The organism is Methylobacter luteus IMV-B-3098 (genome assembly GCF_000427625.1).
GTDB lineage: Bacteria > Pseudomonadota > Gammaproteobacteria > Methylococcales > Methylomonadaceae > Methylobacter > Methylobacter luteus.
In genome coordinates this window covers 350,016-375,520 of record NZ_KE386569.1, presented here as the reverse complement: position 1 = coordinate 375,520, position 25,505 = coordinate 350,016, and the positions used below count along the sequence as shown (strand labels likewise).

Sequence of the window (25,505 nt, the reverse complement as noted above, 5' to 3'; positions counted from 1 at the left end):
TCATAATGAATACGCATCAGCTTTCTGGCGCCATGAATCTTGAAGAAAGAATCCGCGCCTTGCTTATTGGCTTGCCAATTTCCAAGAAGCGCATGTTTGGCGGCATAACCTTTCTGCTGAATGGAAACATGCTATGCTGCACTTCAAAAAAAGGCCTGATGGTCCGCGTTGGCAAAGATGCCGAACCAAAAGCGCTTGCCAATCCTATGACGAAGCGCTGCGACGGTGCCGGTCATACTATGCCTGGTTTCATTTCGATTGAGCTTGATGGAATAACCCAAGACAATGCTCTTGCGGATTGGCTGCAAATGGCGCTGACTTACGTTGACGCTCTTCCACCAAAAACAGAAAAATTCAAAATCAAACCACTACACTCTGCAAGGAGAAATAAATGAAAAAGTTTATGTTTCTGCATTACGGATTTGAAAAACCTACTCCGGAGATCATGAGAGCTTGGGAGACTTGGCTTGAGTCAATCTCCGCCAAGCAATTGGACCAGAGTGGGTTCAGTGGTGGCCGAGAAATCTCGAAGAATGGAATCCGGGACCTCCCATGGAATATGGAATCTATCACTGGTTACAATATCATTGAGGCTGAAAGTCTTGATGCTGCCGAGAAACTTGCCCAAAGCAATCCATTTATTGCAAGCATTCGGGTTTATGAGTTGAGGTCGATGTAGTCCATAGGATGCGCTGAGGCACGAAGCGCATCATTCGCGAGTGATGCGCCTCCTTCGTCGGCACATCCTATTGGATTTACATATTTTGCCTAACACAGCGATCAAATGGACGTGCCGCCTATCGGCGATTTTGAAGGTTCGCTTTTGAATCGGTTTCGTTGACTTCGCTTAACGACCTTCTGCGGCACGCCCTTTACCTTTAAGTTAGAACACAAGAGATCTCCCATGGCTAATCGTCGATTTCAAAGCCTAGATAGGAAAACTCAGGCAAACCTGATCAATTGTTTTCCTGACTTAGCAGCTATCACCTCTAATGAAAGCACGGGCAACTACCAACAAGTAGCTATAACTGTTTACGATCATTGGCTATCTGAAGAAGAGGCGTATAAAGAGTTAAACGATGTTCCAATCGAAAAACAGAAAATAAACGATGCTAAGTTGCACTTATTTGTTTGCAGCCTTACATCAAATTTTGAGTCATACCTTGTTAAACGGGTTGGCAGGTATAAGCAGCATATAACCTTCAGGGCGTTTACATCTCCGTCTGCAAAAAATATGGCATTAAGCCCTTTACCTTATTTGGCAAGCGGTTCTCACTGTTTCATGTTCGTTATCCCGTCTTTGAAACTCATATATATAGAAGGCTGGGACTTTACACATCATGTGTACTTAAAAAATCAAGCTTCAATTGGTGCTCTGAAGGCCGAAGCGGAAAAGGCTGGTGTATATGTACTCTAACCTTACGCTCAAGCGGGATGCGCCTACAGCGCGCCCTTTAGCCCCACGTTAGGTGTTTTAATGAGCCAATCCGAGTCTGACAAGATTCTAAATATATTATTAAAAGAAGAATCAAATCGTTTTGGTTGGAAATGTAGTCGCGGCTTTGTTTTCAAAAAAGAGAAGGATGCATTTTTCACGATTTTGATTACGGGTCATCCGAAGATAAAAAGGCTATCTTGGTCTATGCACTTCAAGCATTATGACTTTGACGATGTTTTTTGGGATGTTGTTAAGCTTCCAGAGAACAAAAAACAACCGCTTAGTTTTAGGGCTTGCGGTGCCTGGGTAGCGCCGAGTATGGAAGTCCAAAGTGGAAACACTACGCTCGATAAGTGGGAAGAAGAATTCATATCAAAAGAAATTTGCAGCGTATTTGAATTGCTTGACCCGATAAGTCTTGACGTGGCGTCTAGTATTACCTCCTATCAAAGCAATCTTGGAGCTCTAGAAAATTACTATTCGCAGCTAATGAAAAAATACCCAAATGCAGTTCGAACCATATGGATCGAGAAACTTCTCACCTGTCTGCTTGAATCCAAACCAAATGAAGCCAAGGAAATTGCTAGTGCCAGAATAGCAGCAGGTGATTCAGGTGGTTTCAACTACGAAGGCAACTCCTTCTATCAATTGGCAAATGAATACGTTAATACATCCAAAAACACCTAACAAGTCAGTCACGGACGCCAAAAAGCTACGCTTTTTGGTTCCCGCCGCTGCGCTCCGGTGCCGGTTACTTCCAACGTTGAATGACAGCTTTCTGTATTGCAGCCGTCATTTGGTTGAAATTCTTGATCGTCTCTTAGCAGCTATTCATTTTTTTAATCTTTAAATAATATCGATATAAGTCTGAATTCGATTTCATAGGTCAGATCAAATCCAGACTTTTTACAGTTAATGATTTCCTTCTCGTCCTCGGCACACCGCTACGCTGCTCCTGTAATATCTGTTCATGCGGCCGTTCATGATCTTCGTGGTGAAATGCTTTTTTGCTGTATTCGCAGAACTACTTGCGCTTGAAGCCCCTCAGTTGCGCTATCCGACAGTCTCAACAAGGAGCTTCGCTATCAAACGGCGATGCTACAAAACGGCTTGCTTATCCTGTTGCTCAGAAGGTTTAGTCTCTGTCCTCAACACCGGTACCGCGCCTAGCAGCTTTTTCGTGTAAGCCTGCTGCGGTTGGGTCAGCACCTGCGCGACACTGCCGTACTCGACGATTTTACCTTTATACATGACCGCGACTTCATCGGCTATTTCGGCCACGACGGCCAGGTCATGCGTGATAAACAGATAACTGACGCCCTTTTCCTGCTGCAGCGATTTCAACAGCTCGATAATCTGCGCCTGCACCGATACATCCAGCGCGCTGGTCGGTTCATCGCAGATGATCAGCTTCGGATCGACCGCCAGTGCCCTGGCGATGCAGATGCGCTGACGCTGGCCGCCCGAGAATTCATGCGGATACCGTTGCGCGGCATCTTCAGGCAGGCCGACCTGCCTGAGCAATTGCCTGACTCTTTCTTGCCTGTTGACCGCGCTGACGCCGGGATGTAGGGCCCGGATGCCTTCGGCGACAATTTCGCCGACCAGCATTCTCGGGTTCATCGAGGAAAAAGGGTCCTGAAACACGATCTGCATGTCCGCGCGTTTTAGCCGTAACGCCTCGTCCTGTAGTGTATCGAGCGCCACGCCGTCTATTTTGACTTGGCCTGCACTGCCCGGTATCAGGTTCAGCAGTCCTTTGCCCAGCGTGGTCTTGCCGCAGCCGGATTCGCCGACTAGCGCCAGCGTCTTGCCCTGCTGGATAGTAAAACTGACGCCGTCGACGGCGCGTACATGATCGACCACGCGTTTAAAAATGCCCTTCCTGATCGGGTGATGGACTTTGAAATCGTCCACCTGCAATAGCGGCGGCTTTTCCTGCCTGCCGTGCTTTAAACAGCTCTGCATGGAGGGCAAGGCACTCAGCAGCTTTTGCGTATACGGGTGTTTGGGATGGCGGAAAAATTCATCGCAGCGTCCGGTTTCGACGATTTTGCCCTGCTGCATGACCGCCACGCGATCGGCCATATTGGACACCAGCGCCAGATCATGGCTGATCAGCCACAGCGCCATGCCGGTCTGCCCTTGTATGGTTTTCAGCAAGTTCAGAATTTGCGCCTGAATGGTCACATCCAGCGACGTGGTCGGCTCATCGGCAATCAGCAGATCGGGCTCGCCGGCCAGCGCAATCGCGATCATGACGCGCTGGCGCTGGCCGCCGGACAGTTGATGCGGATAATCATTAATGCGCTGCTCCGGCTGCGGTATCTCCACCTGCCGCAGCAATTCCAGCACGCGCTGCTTGAGTGCCTGTTGCGGCAAGGCAAAATGCAGCTCGATGACCTCCTCAATCTGGTCGCCGATAGTCATGACCGGATTCAGCGACGACATGGGGTCCTGAAATATCAGGCCGATGCGCCGGCCGCGAATCCGGCAAAGCTCGTATTCGGACCGGCGCAGCAGATTATCACCCTGCAGGCTGATTTCACTGGCCTGAATGCGGGCATTACCGGGCAGCAGCCTCAGCACGGACAAGGCCGTGATCGACTTGCCGGAACCCGATTCGCCGACCAGCGCAAACGTCTCGCCCGGATAGATGTCAAAACCGATATCATCGACGACCTTGGGGCCGTGGTTGAAGCTGACGCTGAGATGCGCTACGGACAGTATCGGCTTATTCATAGGCACCTCGTCTTGGATCAAACGCATCGCGCACCGTATCGGCAAACAGGTTTGCGGCCAGCACCAGCGCGAACATAAATACGAAAGATGCCGCCAAAGACCACCAGACCACGGGCTCGCGCGCCATTTCCAGCCGCGCGCCGTTAATCATGTTGCCCCAGCTGTAGGTCGTCGGGTCGACACCGATATTGATATAAGACAGCACCGCCTCGGCCAGTACCAGCGAACTGAAATCCAGCACGACGGAGATCAGTACGATGTGCATGACATTGGGCAGGATATGGCGCAGCAGAATCACGCGGCGCCGGACGCCCAGCGCCTGCGCCGCCTGCACGTATTCCATCTCGCGCAGCTTCAGCGTTTCGGCCCGCAGCAACCGGCATAATCCGGTCCAGCTGGTCACGCCCAGGATCAGGCAAAGAAACAGCAGCCGCATGTCCGCCCGCACGATCACGCTGGTAAAGGCTTCCTCGTGAGCGGCCATATACACCTGCACCATCAGGATGGACGCGGCTATCAACAGTACGCTGGGAATCGAATTCAGCGTCGTGTAAACATATTGAATGACATCATCGACCCAGCCGCGAAAAAAGCCGGCCAGGATGCCGAACAGGAGAGCCATAGGCAGCATGACCAGGGTCGTCAACGTGCCTATCACGAGGCCCGTGCGTATGCTTTTTATAGCCTGATAAAACACGTCCTCGCCGACTTTATCGGTGCCGAAGACATGATAGTAAGTAGACAGATAGACCAGCATGTAATTGATCGAAACGATCAAAAACACCACAGTCCAGACCGCCTTGGCCGTCGGACTCACGATGAGGCGCTTATGCGGCTCTCTTAAAAGACTCCCTAACAGAATCATGAAAAATACGACCAGACTTGCGCCCTGAATCCAGCCGTAAAGCGCTTTCTTTAATATATCCGGCACCTGTTCGGTTTCGGGATCGGCCAGATGCGCGCCGCCAAATTGCAGGCGCGGATAGCCCCATTGCTCGGTGCCGTCCGCCAGCATCATCATTTCCTTGCTGTACAGATAGGAGGCGAAAGGCGCCGAGTAAGTTTTCTCGCCATGTTCGCGCAGCGGCGTGGCCCAATAATCCAGCGCACTGATAATTTCATTACTGCGACCGTCCTCCGACGGCTTAAAATGTATCGAGTCCAGCAGGCCGATCAGCACAAAGAAAATCAGCACGGTCAGAGAAACCATGCCGACTTTGCTGCGGGCTATCTGTTGCAGGGGACGTTTAATGTATTCCTTGCCGCGCAGATAAAAGCCGAGCATGAGTATCACGGCGATCAGCAGGAATATCAGCGCATCGGTCCATAATATGATCATCAGGACAACCTTACCCGAGGGTCGACGAGAGTGTAGGAAATATCGGTCAGCAGCAGGCCGATTACATACAGGACCGAACCCAGAAACACCATGGCCCGCACGATGGCGAAATCCTGACTGTTAATCGCATCTATCGTGTAGCTGCCCAGGCCCGGAATACTGAAAAACGATTCCATGATCAAACTGCCCATGAACAGTAACGGCAACACGACCACGACACCGGTCAAAATCGGAATCATGGCGTTTTTCAGCACATGCCGGAACAGGGTCCGGGTTTCGGTCAGGCCTTTTGCGCGCGCCGTGCGTACGTAATCTTTTTCGACTTCTTCCAGAAACAGGGTTCTGTACCAGCGCACGCCGGAACCGATGCCGGAAAAAACGCCGATCAATACCGGCAGGATCAGAAACTTCAGCGCCGACAAACCGCCGTCATAACCGGAGATAGGCACCAGCCTCAGTAATTTACCGATCAAAAACTGGCCGCCGATAATATAGAACAGTGAGGAAACCGACATCAGGATCACGCACAGCACGACCCCGGCATGTTCCAGATAACTGTTGCGAAACAGCACCATCATCAAAGCGAAGCTGATATTGACCAATAAACCCACAATCAGCGTCGGCAAAGCGACGGCCAGACTGGGCCACATGCGTTGCTGAATATCGGCCGAGATGTTTCTGCCGCTATCGGATACGCCGAAGCGAAACAGGAACAGGCCGACCGATTTTTGATAAAAGATCGTTCGGGTCAGTTTTTCTTCGCCTTCGGCCTTGCCGTTCCATAGCAACGGCAGGTCATAGCCGCGCTGCTGCTTCCAGTTTTCCACGGCCTTTTCGGTCACATGTTTCTGCCCCAACTGCATGCGAGCCATATCATCAGGACTGTTGACGACAAAAAACAGCACAAACGTCAGGATATTGACGCCCATCAGCAACGGGAAGGCGTATAAAATTCGGCGGATAATATATTGAGTCATTGAATTGTTTCCCTAATGCGGCGGCGATAAGCCAGAATCGCTGGAATCAACAGTAACACAAACACGACAAAAGCTATCAGCAAAGGCCAGTACACAGGCTTGTTCCACTCTGCTCTCTTTTCGGCTCTTTCCGCCGTATCGATGCGTGTATATTTAAGCTGGTTATTGGCCATTAAATTAGGCTTCAGGTTTTTATACCAGCCATGATATAGCGAAAAACTCTTGGGGTGGAAACCGAATACCCATGGCGCATCGCGGCGCACCAGCTCCTGCAGGTTCTGAATGATACGGTAGCGTTGCTCGCCATTGCCCATATTGCGCATTTGTTCGAATAAACGATCGAATTCGGGATTTTGGTAATTGCCCGCATTCTCCCCGCCGTGGGCGACTTTCGCATTGGGCCCATAGAGCAGGAAAAAGAAATTTTCAGGATCGGGGTAATCTGCATTCCAGCCCCAGAAAAAAATCTGCGCATTGCCGTCGCGCATTTTCTGCTGGAAACGATTGTAATCGGTGCCGCGAATGACCAGTTTGATGCCCAGCTTTTCAAATTGTTTGCGATACCAGTTCATTCTTGGACGATCGTCAATGCTGACCGAAGTCGTATCAAAATACAGGATCAGGGCTTGTCTGGTTTTAGGATCGACACCGCCCTGATAGCCGGCTTCGGCCATTAGCCGCTTGGCAACCTCTATGTTTTTACGCTGCGCTTTGCCGTTTACCCAGTCATAGACATAAGGATTGATGCCGTCCTTGCCTTCCGCATGGCCGTATATGCCGGGCGGTATCAGGCCCTGGGCGGCGACGCCGCGCCCGTTCGCAAAAATAGCGATGTATTCCTCATAATCGACGGCTATGGCAATAGCCTGACGCAACTTGCGCGCTTTTTCACTATCGCCGCCGACCGTGGCATCGAGCATATTAAAGCCTAGATAGAAAATAGATGTCGTTACCGCTGTTTCCAGCTGGATGCCTTTTTCTTTCATGGCCTCGGTCAAAGTGGCGGCGCCGCTGCCGGTAAACTGTATGGCCTGGTCGAAATTGTCGGAGGCAATACCGGACGCATCGTAATAGCCTTGCAGGAATTTGTTCCAGTAAGGAATCGTTTCCTTCTCCAGCATGTACACGACCTTATCAATGAATGGCAACTGTTTGCCGGCATCGGCCAGCAAACCTTTTTCCTTATCGCCGGGCTCGCCTTCGGAAGGATACGTTTCAGGATGAAACAACGGGTTTCTCTGCAGGATCATGCGCCGGTTCGGATTGTTCTCGGCCAGAAGATAAGGCCCTGTGCCTATCGGAAACCAGTCTAGCGTGATATTTTTATCGTTCAGGCCGGGCTGTTCGTAAAACACATCGGCTTCCCACGGCATAGGCGAGAAAAACGGCATGGCCAGCCAGAAAATGAACTGAGGATATTTGCCTTTGATGCGTATGCGGTATTTGTACGGACTCAGCGCGGTAACGCCCGTCATGGAAATGTCTTTTATCTCAAATTTCTGCTTGTTCGCGACCTGCTTTGAAAAATCGTCGAAGCCGATGATATAGTTTTTCATCAGTTCAGCGATGGGTGATTGAATTTTCGGATGCGCCAGTCGCTTGATCTGGTATACATAATCCTCGGCGGTCAGTTCGCGCGAACCGGTCTCGGGCAAATCCTGCAAGGAGCCGAGCCTGTCGATCTGCTCGCCGGTCAAATGATGGTAAATATATTCACCTTGTGCATCTTTTGCCAGAATCGGATGCGGCTGATAGCGGATACCGGGTTGGATTTCGAGCAAATAATCGGTATAGGCAATGTCGCTGTCATTTGCGGTTGAAGCCAGTTTTTCGCCTTTGGAATTCAGATACTCGATTTCAGGCATGCCGGTTGCCGTTAACGGCGTTAGTTCATAAGGTCTTTTCAGGTAATGATATTGATACGGCGGTTCATAAATCTGGGCAATAAACGCATATTCATTAGAGCTGTAAGCCACAGCCGGGTCCAGATGCTTGGGGCGTTCTGAAAAGGACTCATATAAAACCGACTGACCACCCTCTTCTTGCGCATAGGGATTATTGAGCTCCGAGCCGACGCAGGCGCTCAACAATACTGTCAGCAATATCAGCACTAGCGTGCGAGATTGGTCGATATGCATCTTCATAGAAAAAAGACTGAACATCAAAATACCTTACAGCCTGAAAAAATCCCTTTTTTAAGGATATGGTTAAAATTTGACAGTCCTGCGTCAGCAGGGCTATCCTTTCTGATCCCCCTTCGTCACGATGGGGTAGATCCGCCGTCTGCTATTATGGCGAATGTTATCATCGACCGGTTACAGGTTGGTGCGGATTGAACAAACATAGATAATTGAAGCTCTATTGTAGCAACAAAAACATGGGGAGATGATAATGGGTTTTATGCAAGGCAAGCGTGTCTTGATTGTTGGTTTAGCCAGTAACCGTTCAATTGCATGGGGCATTGCCCAGGCCATGCACCGTGAAGGCGCAGAGTTGGCCTTTACTTTTCAAAATGACAAACTTCAGAGCCGGGTCGAAACCATGGCGGCTGAATGTGATTCCAACATTATTATTGAATGCGATGTCAGTAGTGATGAGCATATAGAGAACGTTTTCAAAAAGCTTGGCGAACACTGGGACGGACTGGATTGTATCGTGCATTCAGTCGCTTTCGCGCCGCGTGATGCGCTGGAAGGCGATTTCGTCAATGCCACAACCAGAGAAAACTTCAGAATCGCTCATGACATCAGTTCGTACAGTTTTACCGCCTTAGCAAAGGCTGGCCGAGCAATGATGGCGGGCCGTAACGGTTCTCTGTTAACCTTGAGCTATTTAGGTGCGGAACGCGTCATGCCCAACTACAACGTCATGGGCGTAGCCAAAGCCAGTCTGGAAGCAAACGTCCGCTACATGGCCGTCGCCCTGGGCACCGAAGGCACACGTGTGAATGCGATTTCCGCAGGTCCGATCAGAACACTGGCCGCATCGGGTATCAACGATTTCAAAACCATGCTCAGCAAAGCGGCCGATGCTTCGCCTTTGAAGAAAAACGTCACGATCGAGGAAGTTGGTAACGCCGCGGCATTCCTGTGCTCGGACCTGGCTTCCGGCATCACCGGTGAAATTACTTATGTAGACGCCGGCTATAATATTACTGGATATGTAGCTTCTTAAGCGTTTATTTTTTGCGACATAAAAAAAGGGAGCGTACGCTCCCTTTTTTTATTTCCTGGTCAAATCTAGTTTTGAGCCTGGGCCTGGGTCTTCACCGAAATATCAGCTTCTGCCTGCAAACTGTTCAGGACCGCATTGAAATCATTCTGACCAAAAGCTCTGGCAATATTCTTGGTCGCCAGTTCGAGCTGCTTCTTATCGTCTTCACTCATGATGCCTTCTTTAACTTTGGACAAACTCACTACCGCTTGTTCATCGGACGGCAATACTGCTGTAAAGACTGTCGGCTTATCGCCAACGGGTTTGGCTGCCTTAAAGATTGCCTGATTCAACTGCCATGGCAATTCGCCATTGCTGCGAGTTAAGCCGGTCATTTTCTTGACGGTTAACTTATTTTCGGCAGCAACCGTATCAATGGATTCACCGGCTTGCAAACGCGTTTTTATCTGCTGTGCTTTTTCAGCAGCCTGTTGTTTGGCTTTATCTTTTAATAAGGTCTCTATGACCTCCTGTTTGACATCATTCAAGTCACGCGTGGTTGCAGCCTTGTGTTCCAGCATGCGCAACACAACCAAACGCTCAGGACCCAATTCTACAGGCGTGCTGTTATTGCCCTGCTGAACTTCTTCGGAAAATGCGGCACTGCGTATTTTAGGATCACTGGCTATGCCTTCACCATTATCTTTGGTGAATAATGCCGATCTTTTAATGGTTAAGCCTAACGCATCCGCTACCGTTTGCAGGTTGTCAGGATTTTCATAGCTCATTTCGGTTAATGTTTCACCGGATTCATAAAAGGTATTTTCAGCTTGAGCTTTTTGATAGGCCTTTGTTAATTCTGCTTTAACAGCATCAAAAGGCTTGACCTCGCCTGGCACTAATTCAGTTACTTTAATCAGATGATAGCCGAACGCCGACTTAACTGGCTCTGACACTTCGCCGAGTTTCAATGAACTCGCCGCGTCTTCAAACGCTTCCTCCATGGTGCCGGCAGCAAACAGGCCTAAATCGCCACCTTTATTAGCGGTTAATTTATCGTCTGAAACTTCAGCGGCTAACGTGGCGAAGTCTTTATTCGCCGACTCTTTTTTTGCTTGCAATGCTTTTTCCAGCGCCGCTTTTTCATCCTGTTTGTCATTGATGGCAAACAGGATATGACTGATCTTTCTCCGTTCCGGAGTCGAATACTGGTCCTTTTGCTCTTCGTAGAACGCTCTCAGCTTTTCATCCGTTACAGCGACTTTTTTAGCGATATCCTCAAGTAGCAGTTCTACGTATTCTACAGAGACCTGCTCGGGCACCTTGTATAAGTCTTGATGCTGCTGATAATAAGCTGCTACCTCTTCCTCTGAAGGCTGATCAGCCGGTTTCTGTGCCGGAACAGTCAAATAAGCTACATCACGCTGCTGATTCTGGATTTTAAAAAAGCTTTCTACATCATGCTGAGTAGCAAAACTGCTATCGATAATACTGCGCTGAAACTGTTCCATTACCAACGCATTCTTGATTCTGTTTACAAATTCGCCGGATGTCATTCTTTGTGAGTTCAACAAAGCTTTATATTGTTTCTCATCGAACTTACCGTCTACCTGAAAATATTCCAGAGATTTAATGAAGTCACGAGCCTTATTATCGCTGGTAACGAGACCTTCCGCACGCACATACTGCAATAAAACCTCATCCTTTATCAGTTTTTCCAAGGCCTGTGCTTTCAAAGTCTGTTCATCAATGTTGAGCCCCTGGAGATTCTGGCTGTATTGTTCATAAGCCCTATTGACATCCTGCTGATAAAAATCCCTATCGCCTACGGAAGCGACTGGCGGTTCTTTCCCTGTATCCAAATAATTTTGAATACCCCATAAAGCAAAAGGCACGCAAATTATTATTAAGATGCCCCATGCAAAAGCACCTTGCGCTTTTTCTCTAATTTTTGTCAGCATATGCTCTATCCTAAAGAAAACGGCTTAAATTTAAGCAAAAAAAAACCCCGAACCAGACCGGTACGGGGCTTTAATTTGGCGGAGTGGACGGGGCTCGAACCCGCGACCCCCGGCGTGACAGGCCGGTATTCTAACCAACTGAACTACCACTCCAAAGTCTGGTGGGTGCTGAGGGGTTCGAACCCCCGACCCTCGCCTTGTAAGGGCGATGCTCTCCCAGCTGAGCTAAGCACCCGACTAAAGAAGCACTAGTTTACAGCATCTTTTAAAGATTTACCAGCTTTAAATGAAGGAATTTTTGCAGACTTAATTGTAATCTCCTCACCTGTTTGCGGATTACGGCCTTTGCGCTCTGCCCTTTCCTTTACAGAGTATGTACCAAAACCAACTAAAGCAACAGAATCACCTTTACTTAAAGCAGTCGTAACTGCACTAATGAAACCATCTAAAGCACGTCCAGCGTCCGCTTTTGTCAATTCAGAAGACTCTGCAATAGCATCGATTAGTTCTGATTTATTCATCATTCCCCCTTAGGAAGTATTTTTTAAATTGTATTCTGCACAACCAGTGTATGATCCTTATGCGCGATTCCTAGCCACACAAGAAAGCTCGATATTTATATCAATAGCTCTTAGGCAGTGTCAAGCATTAAAGCCCTCGAGCCCATGATTTTTGCGGTTTTGCCGGATTCAAGCAAAACCGCAAGCTGTTTTTTAATGAGCGGTAACAAGACCTTGTTTTTTTAGCTTATCACTTTTAGCCTTTTCTTCGACTTCTTTCTTGTCGCTCGGCTTCGGCATGTACTGTAGAGCCACTTCAAGCACCTCATCTATCCAATGGACAGGCTTGATGTCCAAGTTCTGCTTTATATTTTCAGGAATTTCAACCAAGTCTTTTTCATTTTCCGCAGGAATAAGAACTGTTGTTATGCCGCCACGATGAGCAGCCAGCAGTTTTTCCTTCAACCCGCCTATCGGCAATACCTCACCTCGCAGGGTAATCTCACCGGTCATGGCCACACTTGCCTTTACGGGTATTTTAGTCAATGCCGAAATGATGGCCGTACACATACCTATACCAGCGCTAGGCCCATCTTTTGGCGTAGCTCCTTCGGGCACATGAATATGGATATCATTTTTCTGAAACACCTCATGATCTATTCCCAGAATTTCAGAGCGACTTCTTACCACGGTCATCGCAGCCTCGATCGATTCTTTCATGACATCGCCAAGTTTGCCCGTAGAAGAATGTTTACCTTTTCCCGGAATAACGGCTGTTTCAATCATTAGCAATTCGCCGCCTACTTCTGTCCAAGCCAAACCAGTCACTTGCCCAACCTGATCCTTTTCTTCTGCGAGGCCGTAGTGAAACCGTTTAACGCCCAGATATTTATCAAGGTTGTCAGGATTAATTTCAACTTTGTCTTTGCTCGGCTTCAGCAACAGGTCTTTGACTACTTTACGGCAGATTTTCGAAATTTCCCGTTCAAGACTGCGCACCCCGGCTTCTCGCGAGTAATAACGGATAATGTCCCTGACAGCCGCCTCTGTAATTTCGATTTCATGTTCTTTCAGCCCATTATTTTTAATCTGCTTCGGAATCAAATATCGGATGGCAATATTAATTTTTTCATCTTCCGTGTAACCGGCGAGGCGTATAACTTCCATCCGATCCAGCAATGCGGGAGGGATATTCATTGTATTGGCCGTCGCGACAAACATCACATCGGACAAATCAAAATCCACTTCCAGATAGTGATCCGAGAAAGTATGATTCTGCGCGGGATCCAGCACTTCCAACAATGCCGAGGCCGGATCGCCCCGGAAATCGGCTGCCATTTTGTCAATCTCATCCAACAAAAACATCGGGTTCCGTGTTTTCACCTTAGCCAGATTCTGCAAAATCTTGCCTGGCATAGAGCCTATGTAGGTTCGACGATGCCCACGAATTTCCGCCTCGTCTCGCACGCCACCCAAGGCCATTCGCACATATTTGCGATTAGTGGCGCGAGCAATGGACTCGCCTAATGAGGTCTTGCCTACGCCCGGAGGACCGACTAGACATAAAATAGGCCCTTTGAGCTGCTGCACCCGCTGCTGCACAGCCAGATACTCGAGAATACGCTCCTTGACTTTCTCCAAACCATAGTGTTCTGTTTCCAGAACCTGTTCGGCCAGCTTCAAATCATGCCGTACCTTGGTTTTTTTCTTCCAGGGCACACTGACCATCCAATCAATATAATTGCGCACAACAGTTGCCTCGGCAGACATCGGCGACATCAGTTTAAGCTTGTTAAGCTCTGCCTCGGCCTTTGTTCTGGCTTCCTTGGTCATGCCGGCGTTTTCAATTTTCTTTTCCAGCTCTTCAATTTCATTGGCAACATCATCCATCTCACCAAGTTCTTTCTGAATCGCCTTCATTTGCTCATTCAGATAATATTCCTTTTGATTCTTCTCCATTTGCTGCTTAACGCGCCCACGGATTCTTTTTTCCATTTCCAGAAGATCGACCTCACCTTCCATCTGAGTCATCAAATTTTCCAGCCGTGTTGCAATATCAGCGGTTTCCAGAATTGCCTGTTTTTCATTAACCTTTAGCGTCATATGCGCAGCCATGGTATCGGCAAGACGGCTTGAGTCATCAATACCGGCAAGAGAATTGAGGACTTCCGGTGGGATTTTATTATTCAGCTTGACATATTGGTCAAACGAACTGATTACTGTACGTTGCAGTACCTCTTGCTCCCGTTCAGATATATTTAGGATGTCATCAATTTTTATGACAGCCGCGGAAAAAAAACTCTCCGTTTCTTTATAGTAGAGAACTTTACTGCGCTGACTCCCTTCTACCAAAACCTTAACAGTGCCGTCAGGTAATTTTAGCAATTGCAGAATATTGGCCAAGGTACCGACCTGATAAAGATCGGTAAAATCCGGCTCATCAATTTCAGCTTCTTTCTGGGCAACCAGTAATATCTGCTTGTTATCCTTCATGGCGGCATCCAAAGCATCAATAGATTTTTCCCTGCCAACAAATAAAGTGATCACCATGTGCGGATAAACCACGACGTCTCTGAGCGGCAAAACCGGAATCAAAATATCTGTCTGTTGTATCTCTGTCATTTTGTGCGTTTCCATAACCGGAGCCTTTAGCAATTTTTGAAAAAAAGATATGGGGCCAATAAATAAAATAGCAAGAGTTAAGGACTTAAAACACAGTCATTTGCCTAGCTATAGCGCAAAAAAAAGGGAGCTTAAAAAATAAAGCTCCCTTTTATGCTATCCCGAATAAATTTCAAGATTCGGCCGAGGCCTTCTTCTTTTCCGTTTCATAAACCAGAAAAGGTTCAGACTCACCTAGAATAACACTTTCATCAATAACCACCTTGCGGATATTTTCCGATGATGGCAATTCATACATAGTATCCAGCAGAATATTTTCAACGATAGTTCTTAAGCCACGGGCGCCGGTTTTTCTTTCCATGGATTTGCGGGCGATGGCGATTAAGGAATCTTCTCTGAACTCCAACTCAGCACCTTCCATTTCAAATAAATGCTTATATTGCTTAATCAGTGCATTTTTAGGCTCAGTCAATATTTGGACCAAAGCCTGCTCATCAAGTTCTTCTAAAGTGGCAATAACCGGGAGACGACCGACAAACTCCGGGATCAATCCGTATTTGATCAAGTCTTCAGACTCAACTTCAGCAAAAAGCTGCCCGACATTTTTAGTCTCGTCCTTGGCTTTTACTTCAGCCGAGAAGCCTATGCCGCCTTTTTCCGAACGATCTTTAATGATACGGTCCAGTCCGGCAAACGCACCACCAACTATAAACAGGATATTGGCGGTATTGACTTGCAGAAATTCCTGTTGCGGATGTTTGCGACCACCTTGAGGAGGAACCGAAGCAATAGTGCCTTCAATCAATTTCAGCAATGCCTGTTGTACGCCTTCGCCGGAGACATCGCGAGTTATCGATGGATTATCAGACTTTCTGGAAATTTTATCGATTTCGTCGATATAAACAATGCCAGTTTCAGCCTTTTCTACATCATAATCACATTTCTGCAGGATCTTTTGAATGATATTTTCTACATCTTCTCCCACATAACCGGCCTCTGTCAGTGTAGTGGCATCAGCAATAGTAAAAGGCACATCCAGCAGACGCGCCAGTGTTTCAGCCAGCAGCGTTTTTCCTGAACCGGTTGGGCCTATCAATAAGATATTACTTTTGGCTAATTCGACACCATCTTTTTTTGACTTGCTGCGTAAGCGCTTGTAATGATTATAGACGGCGACAGCCAAAATCTTTTTCGCGCTTTCCTGCCCAATGACATATTCATCGAGTTCTGCCTTGATCTCTTTCGGCTTAGGCAATTCGCCGCCAAAGGAAGAAGAGTCGTCTTGCAATTCGTCTCTTATGATGTCATTACAAAGCTCTACGCACTCGTCGCATACATAAACCGATGGCCCTGCAATAAGCTTCCTGACTTCATGCTGACTTTTACCGCAAAAAGAACAATAAAGCAGTTTATCGTCGTCTTTGCTGTTTTTGTCATTACTCATAAATTGACTCCTGCAAACATCCAGAAACTGATGTTTTTTTACTTTCGATGAAGCAAAGAATATCTAAATACAAAAAAAATACCAACCGTTATTTATCAGAATCAATTGTTCGGCTTGATAATACTTTATCAATGAGCCCATAACTGACCGCATCATTAGCGCTCAAAAAATTATCCCTATCTGTATCCAGCCTGATTTTTTCTATCGGCTGCCCAGTGTGGCCTGATAAGATTTTATTCAGCTTCTCTCTGATTGCCAGAATCTCCCTGGCATGAATATCAATATCGGAGGCCTGTCCCTGAAAGCCGCCTAGCGGCTGGTGAATCATCATTCTCGAATGAGGCAGACAATACCGTTTGCCTTTAGCTCCGCCAGTCAGAAGCAAAGCCCCCATACTGGCAGCCTGCCCGATACACATAGTGCTTACATCGGGCTTGATAAATTGCATGGTATCATAAATTGACATGCCGGCCGTCACTGATCCGCCGGGCGAATTGATGTATAAATGAATATCCTTGTCAGGATTTTCTGATTCCAGAAAAAGCAACTGAGCGACAACAAGATTAGCCATGTAATCTTCCACTTGGCCAACCAGAAATATAACACGTTCCTTTAATAGTCTTGAGTAGATATCAAAAGAACGCTCGCCTCTAGCGGTTTGCTCAACCACTATAGGAACTAACCCACCCGCGGCCTCAGGAGCCATTGCTTGATTCATTTTATACATTCGAAACCTTACCTTTGCTGTTGATTCATTACATCGTCGAATTTCATAGGCTCATCAGATACTTTTGCCTGGGCCGCCAACCACTCAACGGTCTGGTCTTCCAGCACCATTTGTCTGACATCGTCCAGTCGACTTTCATCCGAATAATACCATTTAACCACATCTTCAGGGCGTTCATAACTTCTCGCCATATCTTCAATAGCAGATCGTACTTTATCCGCATCTATTTTGATATCATTTTTCTGAATGATTTCGCCCAAAATCAATCCTAAAGCTACACGACGTTTAGCCTGTTCTTCAAATGCATCCCTTGGCAATTTCAGATCGTCCAGCTTCATTTTCTGCCTTTTAGCAGTCTCTATATAAGGCTTCATCATATTTTCGACTTCCTGGTCGACCAGCGTATTCGGAACAGCAATCTGAATCTTCTCATACAAGGCATCCATGACAGCGTTTTTCAACTTACCCCGCAATGCCTGCTCAAGTTCTCTTTCCATATTGTTTCTGACATCTTCACGAAAAGACTCTACGGAACCATCTTCAATACCATAGGCCTTAACGAAAATGTCATCAATTTCAGGCAATACGGGTTCTTCAACAGCAATGACCTCAACTTCAAACTCAGCCGCTTTACCTGCTAATTTTTCGTTGCCATATTGCTCCGGAAAAGACACTTCAAATGTTTTATTAGCGCCCGCTTCAAGACCGATCAGGTTGTCTTCAAAGCCTGGAATCATCTGTTTCGCGCCAATTTCAACCTGATAGTTTTCCACTTTGCCATCAGTAAAATTTTCGCCGTCAGCAACGCCTGAAAAACTGATCGTTATGCGGTCATGTTCCTGTGATGCGCGCTCTACTTTCTGCCAAGTTTTTCTTTGTGCTCTCAGTTTGTCAATCATGCCGTCAACATCGGCCTCACTGACAGTAGCAACGGGGCGTTTTACTTCAATTTGACTCACGCCCTCCAGTGATATTTCAGGATAGACTTCAAATTCGGCAGTGTATTTAAATCCTTCCGTTTCATTGGAAGGATGAATATGCGGATGGCCGGCAGGTTTTAAATTTTGATCCTGCAATGCCTCAAAATAAGTGGATTGAATCAGGTCGCCGGCAACTTCGCCACGAATCCTATCGCCAAACATCTTTTTAACTACATGCTGAGGCACTTTGCCCGGACGAAAGCCATCGATTTTAACTTCGCGCGCCAACGACTTCAAACGCGCCGCCATTTTTTCCTGGACAACTTCTTCAGGCACGCTAACAGTCATTTTTCTGCTTAATTCTGATGTCTTTTCGACAGAAACTTGCATTTCTTTACCTCAAATAATTTATGGATAGATTTTTATATAGGATACCGGAAACGGCTCAAGGATTTGAAAAATTAACGACTGATATCGCTAATCTTAATATGTAAATATTTTGAATTTAGTGGTGCGAATGGAGAGACTCGAACTCTCACAGGAAACCTACTGGAACCTAAATCCAGCGCGTCTACCAGTTCCGCCACATTCGCACTTTGAATGAACGCGGCATTATAGCCCCAATTCCGTCATCGCAACAAGTTATAAATTGAAAATATTTCCACATCAATACTAATACACAGTTTCGTTCCCTTCCGGCGTAAAATCGCGCTACCTATACCAAGGCGTTATGATGGCTATGGTCATACAAAAATAAGGACGCCTGAAATGGATGTCAGTCTACCGTAAACACAATTCAATTAATAGCGCTCAGCATAAATCAACCTATGCGACCAGAGAACCCGTCAAGCAGCCTGCACAAACAATAAAGCCGATAGCATGTAATTCAACCCTATCGGCATTCCCAAATCCATACTACTTAAAAAACTGCGAAACTGAAAACATCATCAGTGATCAGGCTGCTCGAGACAGGCCATGCAATGCTTGGGACCTTGCTGGATATTCAAGCTTGAATCAAACGCTGACTGATACATCAAAACCCAGCTGCCTGATTTCATCGGCAAAGGCATTTAATGTTTCCGCCGGCAATTTCTCTAGCCACCCCGACTCCGGCTGCATGGAAGGCCGCGCTATTGTATACAGCATAACGCCTCTCAGGCTTACATGCTCTCTAACTGTCTTCAGCATATCCAAATAAGCCTGCCTTTCCTCTTTCGGCAAACCGCGTTTATCATAATCCAGCAGACAGGTCTGTAATTTTGTAGGACACAACTGTGCAGAAAGCATTAAATTTTCCAGACTGGCTTGATAACTCTGCCTCGCATTATTGATCAGCCGCCTGCCCGCTTCGGTAGCGCTGTCAAACTTAAACCAGACCTCTCCGCCATATTCCCTCAATTTCTTCAACCCATACTGAACTTTTGGCTGATGCACCAGACTGCCGTTAGTGATCAATACGAAATTGCTCTGTGGCAAAACACCGACTTCTGTCGCTATTTCGCCAATCAATACCACCGCCCTGTCAAATTCGTTTAAACTGGTTGGCTCGCCGTTGCCGGAAATGGCGATATCCTTGATAACGCGATTTCCGGCCGGTATCTGGAAACGTTCATAAAAATCACCATTCAGCACATCATCGAGAAAAAACCTTAACTCGTCTTCCAGTAGCTGAAAATCCATTTCAGGCGCCGCTCCGATTTTCAAATCGGGAACCTGGCAATAAATACAACGCCAATTACAGGCATTATTGGTATTGAAATTAATCCCTATAGACAAACCACCCGCTCGCCTGGAAAGCACCGGATAGACATATTTCAATCCTGCCACATCCCGACTGTGATTAGTTGTTGTTAATGTTGACGCCATAATTCTGTTCAGAAGCAACTTTAAATCGTATTATTCTACGTCGAACCGTAATTTTCGTTTAAGTTTTTGGAAATCAATGCATGAACGAAAAGATAATATTCCGCATAGTGAAGCCTTGATTGCAAACGGTCCGCCCAATAAGGCGGCAGAGCCTGAAATCATCATAGGCTACTGGACGCACCTGTCGGAATCGCCCTAGCCATGCTGATCGACAATCAGGCTAAAAGCCACTCAAAAGTTCAAGTTCACTCTGTTACATTAATGTTCAGCGAAGTTACAGTTAACAAGAACGGCTACACCAACATCTGATAGGCCCGGTTCAGACGGTGATTGCTAACGGCGTTCTTGACGCGGTTCGTGCCGACAAGAAAAGCCAATAATTTAAACATCATCCGACCAATCCGGCTGCCCCCCCCTGACGTCGCCTTTCGATGAGGATTTGAATTATCACATTCTGTTTGATATTCAGCGCAAGTCTGTGGCGCAAGCTATTCAAAAAGCAATAACCAATATCCCGAATATAAGCTGACCGCTGGAGAATCAGCAAAAATCACGCATAAGTATTTTCAGGTAGATTTAGATGGCAAAATTTAAAGCCATCACCTTATTAAAAATCCCGCAGCCACAAAGGAACTTTTTTATGCGGTATTTTTAACTTAAAGACACCAAAGGCTCCTTGTCTTCCAATTTCACATGGTACATTTTTGAATCCGCTAAATCTATTAACGCATCGATATCAGTGCCATCATCGGGATAATAGGCCACACCCATACTCGCCGATACATACAGTTGCTTATTCTGGTAGTTTACCGGCTGACGGATGGCCTGCTGTACTTCCAGCAGCATCGGCGTGATATCTTCTTTATTTTTAACATGATTAAGAAGCAGTACAAATTCATCACCGCCGAAGCGGGCCGCCACATCCGATTGACGTATAAAATTTCGCAGCGTATGGCCTACATGCATTAACACTTTATCGCCTGCTTTATGCCCTAATGTATCGTTTATATTTTTGAACTGATTCAGATCGATAAAGCAAACAGCGACTTTATAACAATCCCTCTGAGCCATTTTTAAGAATTGATCCGCCAGCACAAACAGATGATGACGATTATCGAGTCCTGTTAGGGTATCCCGATAGGCGATTTTCTTGATTTCCTGTTCAGCTGTGAGACGCAAACGAATTTCTCGCCTTGCGGTTCTGTAAGAAACAAACAACACAACAATGACGAATACCACCACTATCGCCAGCGCTAAAAAAATCTCTGAATACAGCCATAATTGTTCCTTGTCTACCTTAAAATCCGATTCATAAATAAACCCTTCCAAGGCATGATCATTTTCGACCATATTAGCTTGTACAAAAGTGCTGGCCATATGCCGCCAGCGCCAGGGATTCATATGCCCCAACTCAACCAAATCCGGCGCAATCAATGGCCTTATTGCGTTTGCTTCAAATTCCAGGTGTGCGATGGATTTATTAACCTTGTACTTATTCACTAACAAATCAATGATTTCCTGAGGATGATCCATGGCATATCGCCAGCCTTCTAGACTGGCGTTCCGCAATGCTTTTACCTGATCGGGGTGTTTTTTTATTTCATCCTCGGTAGTAAAAAGAATATCACTGTAAAAATCCACGCCGTAGTTACGCGGATTGAGCACCGCATAATCGACGCCATGCTGATTCAGATAGTAAGGTTCGTTGCTCAGATAAGAGTTAAAAGCGACAACTTTCCCGTCAACCAGATCCTGAATATTAAAACTGCTTGGAATGACATGAATGTCAGCCATGTCGATGCCTTCGTTGTACATCATGGCAAAAAAATCGGCATCGACGGCTTTGTCCATCAGCATTACATGCTTGCCGATCAAATCATGCGGTGAAAAAACGCCGGCATCTTTGCGTGCCAACAATACAGACGGAGAATGCTGATATATCGCCGCCAGAGCAACCAGACGCGCGCCACGCAAGCGTTCTAGCAACAGTTCGCTATTGGCTACACCATATTGGGCATGACCTTGAAGCACCTGTTGAACCGGTTTTTTCTCCGGCGAACCGGCGTCAAGTATTACATCAAGACCGGCTTTCCGATAAAAACCTTTTTCCAGAGCCGCGTAGTAACCGGCAAATTGAAATTGATGATGCCAGCGCAATTGTATATGCACTGGTTCAGCGGATATGCTGGAAAAAGACCCTATCAATAAGACATAAAACGCAACCTTCACCCTAATGATGGAAACCATGAAGGTTGCCGCTGTCGCAATAACATAATTAATGCAGCCATAGATAAGATTTATCAGCATAACGCCTTGGGTATTTTGAATATAACTTTACCGTTTGTTAGAGTACGATCTAGGTCAACAAAAAGCCCCGATTATCCGGGGCTTTCTGCATTCATTGCTGGAATAGAATTCCGGCTAAAATCGGTTGACTTTAGCCTATTTTAACTAACACTTCACCTCTGCCAATTTCCGACATATCGCCGGCGTAACGCTGTACCCGGTTAAATGCTACGGAAGCATCGGCAAATCTGGAATTGAGCTTTTTAAACGATGCAAACAGTATAGGCAAAAAAGCCAAGGTATGCGCGCCGCAATCATTAAAACTTGCTGATAATGTGGGCTGGTTCCATAACAGCAAGGTGCCGCGACGCATGGCATAACCCAAATACCGGCCGGTTTTGCCCATGACGGCGATAGTGCCGGCTGTCATTCTGGACCCGCAATAATCACCGGCATTGCCTTCAATGAGGATATTGCCGCGACGCATGTGATCCCCTGCCCGCTCGCCGGCACTGCCTTTGACCAGAACCGTACCGCCTTTCATGCCCATCTTGTTGCCCGGCAAGGCAGCCCCGAGAAAATCACCGGCATCGCCGCCAATGACGATGAAACCTTTTTTCATTTCACAAGCCGCATAAATGCCGACATTGCCTGTTACACCGATCTCACCGGACTTCATGCCCAGCCCAAGATAAGCGCCGGCATCGCCTTCGACTTTAATGCTGCCGCCATCGAGTTCCTTACCGATAAAATCGAGCTTGCCGAAACTGTTCCGGATGACAATCTGTTGCGTATCGGAACCGGCAATATTAAACAATTCATCAACACGAATTTTACGTTTACCGCTTTGAAGTTCAATGGCGGCAATTTCGCTAGGTTCCATGTCCTTCAGCAGATTGCAAACCAGGGGCGACATATCCACACGCTGATCCGGCCGTTGTTTCAGTGAAAATGTTAAAGCGCTCACGCCATAATCTCCTGTAAGTGAAAGTGGAACGGTCCGAGTTTGCCACCGTAATTACCGGCACTGATGCGCGTGATGCCGTTTTCGGCGCCTAAATCGCAGATAGCCTGGATGCCTACACGCATGGCCTTATCAATATCTTCTTTAGTCAGACCGTCGATAACGATCTCCATGACCGATTCAACCTCAGGAGACAGATCGGTCCGCGTCATGCCTTTCAAGGTCGGACAGAAAGCGTCATTGGTGGACGCGCCCAATGCTTTGTATTTCGATCCGACTTTAGATCCGGAACGTACGACACCGCCCGGAAACGGCATGATGACATTGGGAATTTTGCGCATCGCTTCAATCGCCGCCTCGCAAGCCGCCAATGCCTGGGGTTGTGATTTGGCCAAGACAAGAAAGTTGCCGCCGCCTACCGCATCCACCTGTCCGGTCGTCGCTTCGGCCAGAAACTCGCCATCCATGACCGGTATACGCCAGTAACGTTTGCCGTCTATCAGCTTGGCTACTTGAAAGCCGTCGCCGAAATAACGCAGGTTTTTACCCAACGGAATTTTTTTGTCGCTGTCGATACCGGCAAACAAGGCCGACGTGGGCGACGTCAGTACGCACTGCCCGGCGCGCGTTTCCAGTTGCTTGGCCAGTCCCTTACCGCCCATGGCAAAGATCATGACAGAAACGCCCGGACGACCGTCCGGCGTTTCGGAAGGATCCAATACCCGCTCGATACCGGCCTCACAACCGCAGGCAATCACCGAAGTGGCAAAACCGGTCATGGCTTGAGCTGAGATCATGGCCCATTTTTCATTTTGCGCGGTAATGATGGCGCGTGTCGCTTTCATCGGGAAAGCTTCGGCAAAGGTTGCATCTATCTTTACACCATTGATTATCATGCCACCTCTCCTTTAAGCGGATGCACCGTCAAGCTGCCGCGACCGTTCTCCGTGAATTCATCATCGCTGATTTTAAAGTTACCGACTTTCATAGTAAGGAATCGATCAAAATATTTCTGCAAATCTTTTTCTACCGATGGGTCCCAATCCGGCTGAACGATATGGGTGGTGCCCCATTTGGTGTGAACCACTGCGCCGTCTTTGACGACCAGTTTGCCGTCCTTGAAGACGTAATCCGGCTTGGTGAACATTTTTTCGCGGTCGGCATTGTCGGTATAGACGGTAATATCGGCCCAGTTGCCGGCACTCAGGCCGCCGCGGTCTTGCAAACCGATCAGTCTGGCCGCGCCGGCGCGCGTCATGATCGCGATTTCCTGCAGGCTGTATTCGCGGTCTATCGACGCCAACGTGGTCATTTTTTGCGCTTCCGGATGAATCGTCGCCAGCATGTCGTTACGGAAACTCTTGTCCATCAGTAACCGGATCAGATGCGGGTAGCTGGTAAACGGCGCGCCGTTAGGATGGTCGGTCGTCAGGAAAATACGCCACGGGTCGTCGACCAGCAGGAAGGTTTCCAGACCGATGGCCCACTGCAACGCATTGACGAAATTCTGATCCTTGTATTTGAACGGCACGACGCCACAACCCGCATCGCACTCGATATCCATGCAGACCCATTTGTTCGGGCTGGCATGTCTATGGTTGGCGTGCTGGCGCATGTTGTCGCCTGATGCGGTAACGGTCTGCCCGAACAGAACCTGCCCCACATCGATCGTGATATTCTTGTTTCTGTTGACCGCCTCGGCAATCTGCGCGGCACCGGAGGAAAACTTGAAATCTCCTTCCGTGCCATAGCTGTGGAACTGAATATGAGTCAAATGCATTGGCAGGCCGCCGATACCTTGAATTGTATCGAGCGTGGTATTCATATTGCCGGGCACGCCCAGGTTACAACCGTGCACATGCAATGGATGCGTGATGCCCAATTGCTTGACCGCCGTAGCCAGTGCCTGCAGAATTTCGCGCGGACTAACGCCGTAGTGGCTGTTTTTCTCGTCCAGGTCCAGTTTGCGCTGGTTGAACTTGAAGGCGCTGATGCCGCCCGGGTTGACGACTTTAATGCCGATACCCTTGGCCGCATTCAGGGTCCAGGCCACGTAATCATTGATCGCTTTCTGGTCTTTCTTGGCCGTCAGCATGCGCAGCAGGTAATCATCGCTGCCCAGCATGACATAGCCGCCTTTATCCAGAATAGGAATATCGCCCATTTCCATGTGCGCCTGGCGCGCATTGACCGGCAACACGGCGGGTTCGAAGCCGGCGGTATAACCCATTTCGGCATAGCGGTAGCCGGTTACGAATGTGCTGGGCATGGCATGGCCGCAGCCGGAGCGCGTCACATCGGTACGATGTACAGGATCCATGCGATGATCTTCGGGCAACAGAGTTCGGGCGATATTACCCTTGCCGCCACCGATATGCGTGTGCATATCGATCGCGCCAGACATGACCACTTTGCCGGTCAGATCATATTCTTTATCAACTTGAACGTCCGGGCCCGGTTGATTAACGATGCGCCCGTCTTTGATGTAAATGTCCTGTTTCTTGCCATCAATGCCGCTGGCAGGATCATAGACAGTTCCACCTGTTAACTTTATCAACATATATTT

At 47.6% G+C, this 25,505-nt stretch carries 21 protein-coding genes and 3 tRNA genes; 6 read left to right on the top strand and 18 right to left on the bottom strand.

Going from position 1 to position 25,505, the window contains the following annotated elements; all coding sequences use genetic code 11:
• The first annotated feature begins 5 nt into the window (after positions 1-5).
• The 4 genes from METLU_RS24430 to METLU_RS0103790 all read left to right on the top strand — a co-directional run bounded on the left by METLU_RS24430 (position 6) and on the right by METLU_RS0103790 (position 2,125).
• The gene (locus METLU_RS24430; protein ID WP_051299761.1) at positions 6-395 is read left to right on the top strand and encodes a TfoX/Sxy family protein; all 390 of its coding nucleotides are present in this window, start codon (positions 6-8) and stop codon (positions 393-395) included.
• A complete protein-coding gene (locus tag METLU_RS0103800; RefSeq protein WP_027157070.1) occupies positions 392-679 on the top strand; it encodes a YciI family protein in 288 nt (95 codons plus the stop codon). Before METLU_RS24430 ends, METLU_RS0103800 begins: the two co-directional genes overlap by 4 nt.
• A 225-nt stretch (positions 680-904) precedes the next feature.
• Entirely contained in the window at positions 905-1,417 is a 513-nt protein-coding gene (locus tag METLU_RS24425; protein WP_051299760.1) for a hypothetical protein, read from the top strand.
• Between the two features lie 60 nt (positions 1,418-1,477).
• A complete protein-coding gene (locus METLU_RS0103790) occupies positions 1,478-2,125 on the top strand; it encodes a hypothetical protein (protein WP_027157069.1) in 648 nt (215 codons plus the stop codon).
• Between the two features lie 411 nt (positions 2,126-2,536).
• Here the strand turns inward: METLU_RS0103790 and METLU_RS0103785 are convergent, their stop codons facing one another.
• From METLU_RS0103785 to METLU_RS0103770, 4 genes are read right to left on the bottom strand one after another with little or no spacing between them, the layout of a single operon-like run.
• A complete protein-coding gene (locus METLU_RS0103785; protein ID WP_027157068.1) occupies positions 2,537-4,180 on the bottom strand; it encodes an ABC transporter ATP-binding protein in 1,644 nt (547 codons plus the stop codon).
• On the bottom strand, positions 4,173-5,519 hold the full coding sequence (locus METLU_RS0103780; RefSeq protein ID WP_051299759.1) for an ABC transporter permease: 1,347 nt from the start codon (positions 5,517-5,519) through the stop codon (positions 4,173-4,175). Before METLU_RS0103780 ends, METLU_RS0103785 begins: the two co-directional genes overlap by 8 nt.
• Positions 5,519-6,496, bottom strand: a complete 978-nt coding sequence (locus METLU_RS0103775) for an ABC transporter permease (RefSeq protein ID WP_027157066.1) — start codon at positions 6,494-6,496, stop codon at positions 5,519-5,521. Before METLU_RS0103775 ends, METLU_RS0103780 begins: the two co-directional genes overlap by 1 nt.
• The gene (locus METLU_RS0103770) at positions 6,493-8,640 is read right to left on the bottom strand and encodes an ABC transporter substrate-binding protein (RefSeq protein ID WP_027157065.1); all 2,148 of its coding nucleotides are present in this window, start codon (positions 8,638-8,640) and stop codon (positions 6,493-6,495) included. Before METLU_RS0103770 ends, METLU_RS0103775 begins: the two co-directional genes overlap by 4 nt.
• A 247-nt stretch (positions 8,641-8,887) precedes the next feature.
• On the opposite strand from METLU_RS0103770, the gene METLU_RS0103760 reads away from it, so the two are divergent.
• Positions 8,888-9,670, top strand: a complete 783-nt coding sequence (locus METLU_RS0103760; protein WP_027157063.1) for an enoyl-ACP reductase FabI — start codon at positions 8,888-8,890, stop codon at positions 9,668-9,670.
• Between the two features lie 65 nt (positions 9,671-9,735).
• Here the strand turns inward: METLU_RS0103760 and METLU_RS0103755 are convergent, their stop codons facing one another.
• The 10 genes from METLU_RS0103755 to METLU_RS0103710 all read right to left on the bottom strand — a co-directional run bounded on the left by METLU_RS0103755 (position 9,736) and on the right by METLU_RS0103710 (position 19,689).
• On the bottom strand, positions 9,736-11,610 hold the full coding sequence (locus METLU_RS0103755; protein ID WP_027157062.1) for a SurA N-terminal domain-containing protein: 1,875 nt from the start codon (positions 11,608-11,610) through the stop codon (positions 9,736-9,738).
• Positions 11,611-11,686: 76 nt separating this feature from the next.
• A tRNA-Asp gene (locus METLU_RS0103750) sits at positions 11,687-11,763 on the bottom strand.
• A gap of 6 nt (positions 11,764-11,769) precedes the next feature.
• Positions 11,770-11,845, bottom strand: a tRNA-Val gene (locus tag METLU_RS0103745).
• 13 nt (positions 11,846-11,858) lie between these two features.
• Positions 11,859-12,131 (bottom strand): HU family DNA-binding protein, encoded by a 273-nt coding sequence (locus METLU_RS0103740; RefSeq protein WP_027157061.1) that lies wholly within the window; start codon positions 12,129-12,131, stop codon positions 11,859-11,861.
• A gap of 192 nt (positions 12,132-12,323) precedes the next feature.
• On the bottom strand, positions 12,324-14,747 hold the full coding sequence (lon, locus tag METLU_RS0103735; protein ID WP_027157060.1) for an endopeptidase La: 2,424 nt from the start codon (positions 14,745-14,747) through the stop codon (positions 12,324-12,326).
• Positions 14,748-14,904: 157 nt separating this feature from the next.
• On the bottom strand, positions 14,905-16,176 hold the full coding sequence (gene clpX, locus METLU_RS0103730; RefSeq protein WP_027157059.1) for an ATP-dependent Clp protease ATP-binding subunit ClpX: 1,272 nt from the start codon (positions 16,174-16,176) through the stop codon (positions 14,905-14,907).
• A gap of 88 nt (positions 16,177-16,264) precedes the next feature.
• A complete protein-coding gene (clpP, locus tag METLU_RS0103725) occupies positions 16,265-16,903 on the bottom strand; it encodes an ATP-dependent Clp endopeptidase proteolytic subunit ClpP (RefSeq protein ID WP_027157058.1) in 639 nt (212 codons plus the stop codon).
• 8 nt (positions 16,904-16,911) lie between these two features.
• Entirely contained in the window at positions 16,912-18,213 is a 1,302-nt protein-coding gene (gene tig, locus METLU_RS0103720) for a trigger factor (RefSeq protein WP_027157057.1), read from the bottom strand.
• Positions 18,214-18,332: 119 nt separating this feature from the next.
• A tRNA-Leu gene (locus tag METLU_RS0103715) sits at positions 18,333-18,416 on the bottom strand.
• Between the two features lie 421 nt (positions 18,417-18,837).
• Positions 18,838-19,689 (bottom strand): radical SAM protein, encoded by an 852-nt coding sequence (locus METLU_RS0103710; protein ID WP_027157056.1) that lies wholly within the window; start codon positions 19,687-19,689, stop codon positions 18,838-18,840.
• A gap of 76 nt (positions 19,690-19,765) precedes the next feature.
• On the opposite strand from METLU_RS0103710, the gene METLU_RS28925 reads away from it, so the two are divergent.
• Positions 19,766-19,888 (top strand): hypothetical protein, encoded by a 123-nt coding sequence (locus METLU_RS28925; RefSeq protein WP_269209164.1) that lies wholly within the window; start codon positions 19,766-19,768, stop codon positions 19,886-19,888.
• Positions 19,889-20,340: 452 nt separating this feature from the next.
• On the opposite strand, the gene METLU_RS0103695 is transcribed toward METLU_RS28925, so the two are convergent.
• From METLU_RS0103695 to METLU_RS0103680, 4 genes are all read right to left on the bottom strand, one after another.
• On the bottom strand, positions 20,341-21,996 hold the full coding sequence (locus METLU_RS0103695; RefSeq protein ID WP_027157055.1) for a GGDEF domain-containing protein: 1,656 nt from the start codon (positions 21,994-21,996) through the stop codon (positions 20,341-20,343).
• A 130-nt stretch (positions 21,997-22,126) separates the two neighbouring features.
• A complete protein-coding gene (locus tag METLU_RS0103690; protein WP_027157054.1) occupies positions 22,127-22,942 on the bottom strand; it encodes a formylmethanofuran dehydrogenase subunit C in 816 nt (271 codons plus the stop codon).
• Positions 22,939-23,835 (bottom strand): formylmethanofuran--tetrahydromethanopterin N-formyltransferase, encoded by an 897-nt coding sequence (gene fhcD / locus METLU_RS0103685; protein WP_027157053.1) that lies wholly within the window; start codon positions 23,833-23,835, stop codon positions 22,939-22,941. Before fhcD ends, METLU_RS0103690 begins: the two co-directional genes overlap by 4 nt.
• Positions 23,832-25,499 carry a formylmethanofuran dehydrogenase subunit A gene (locus tag METLU_RS0103680; RefSeq protein ID WP_027157052.1) on the bottom strand — a complete coding sequence of 556 codons (1,668 nt, stop codon included), beginning with the start codon at positions 25,497-25,499 and terminating at the stop codon, positions 23,832-23,834. The genes fhcD and METLU_RS0103680 overlap by 4 nt, the downstream gene beginning before the upstream one ends.
• Between the last annotated feature and the right edge of the window lie 6 nt (positions 25,500-25,505).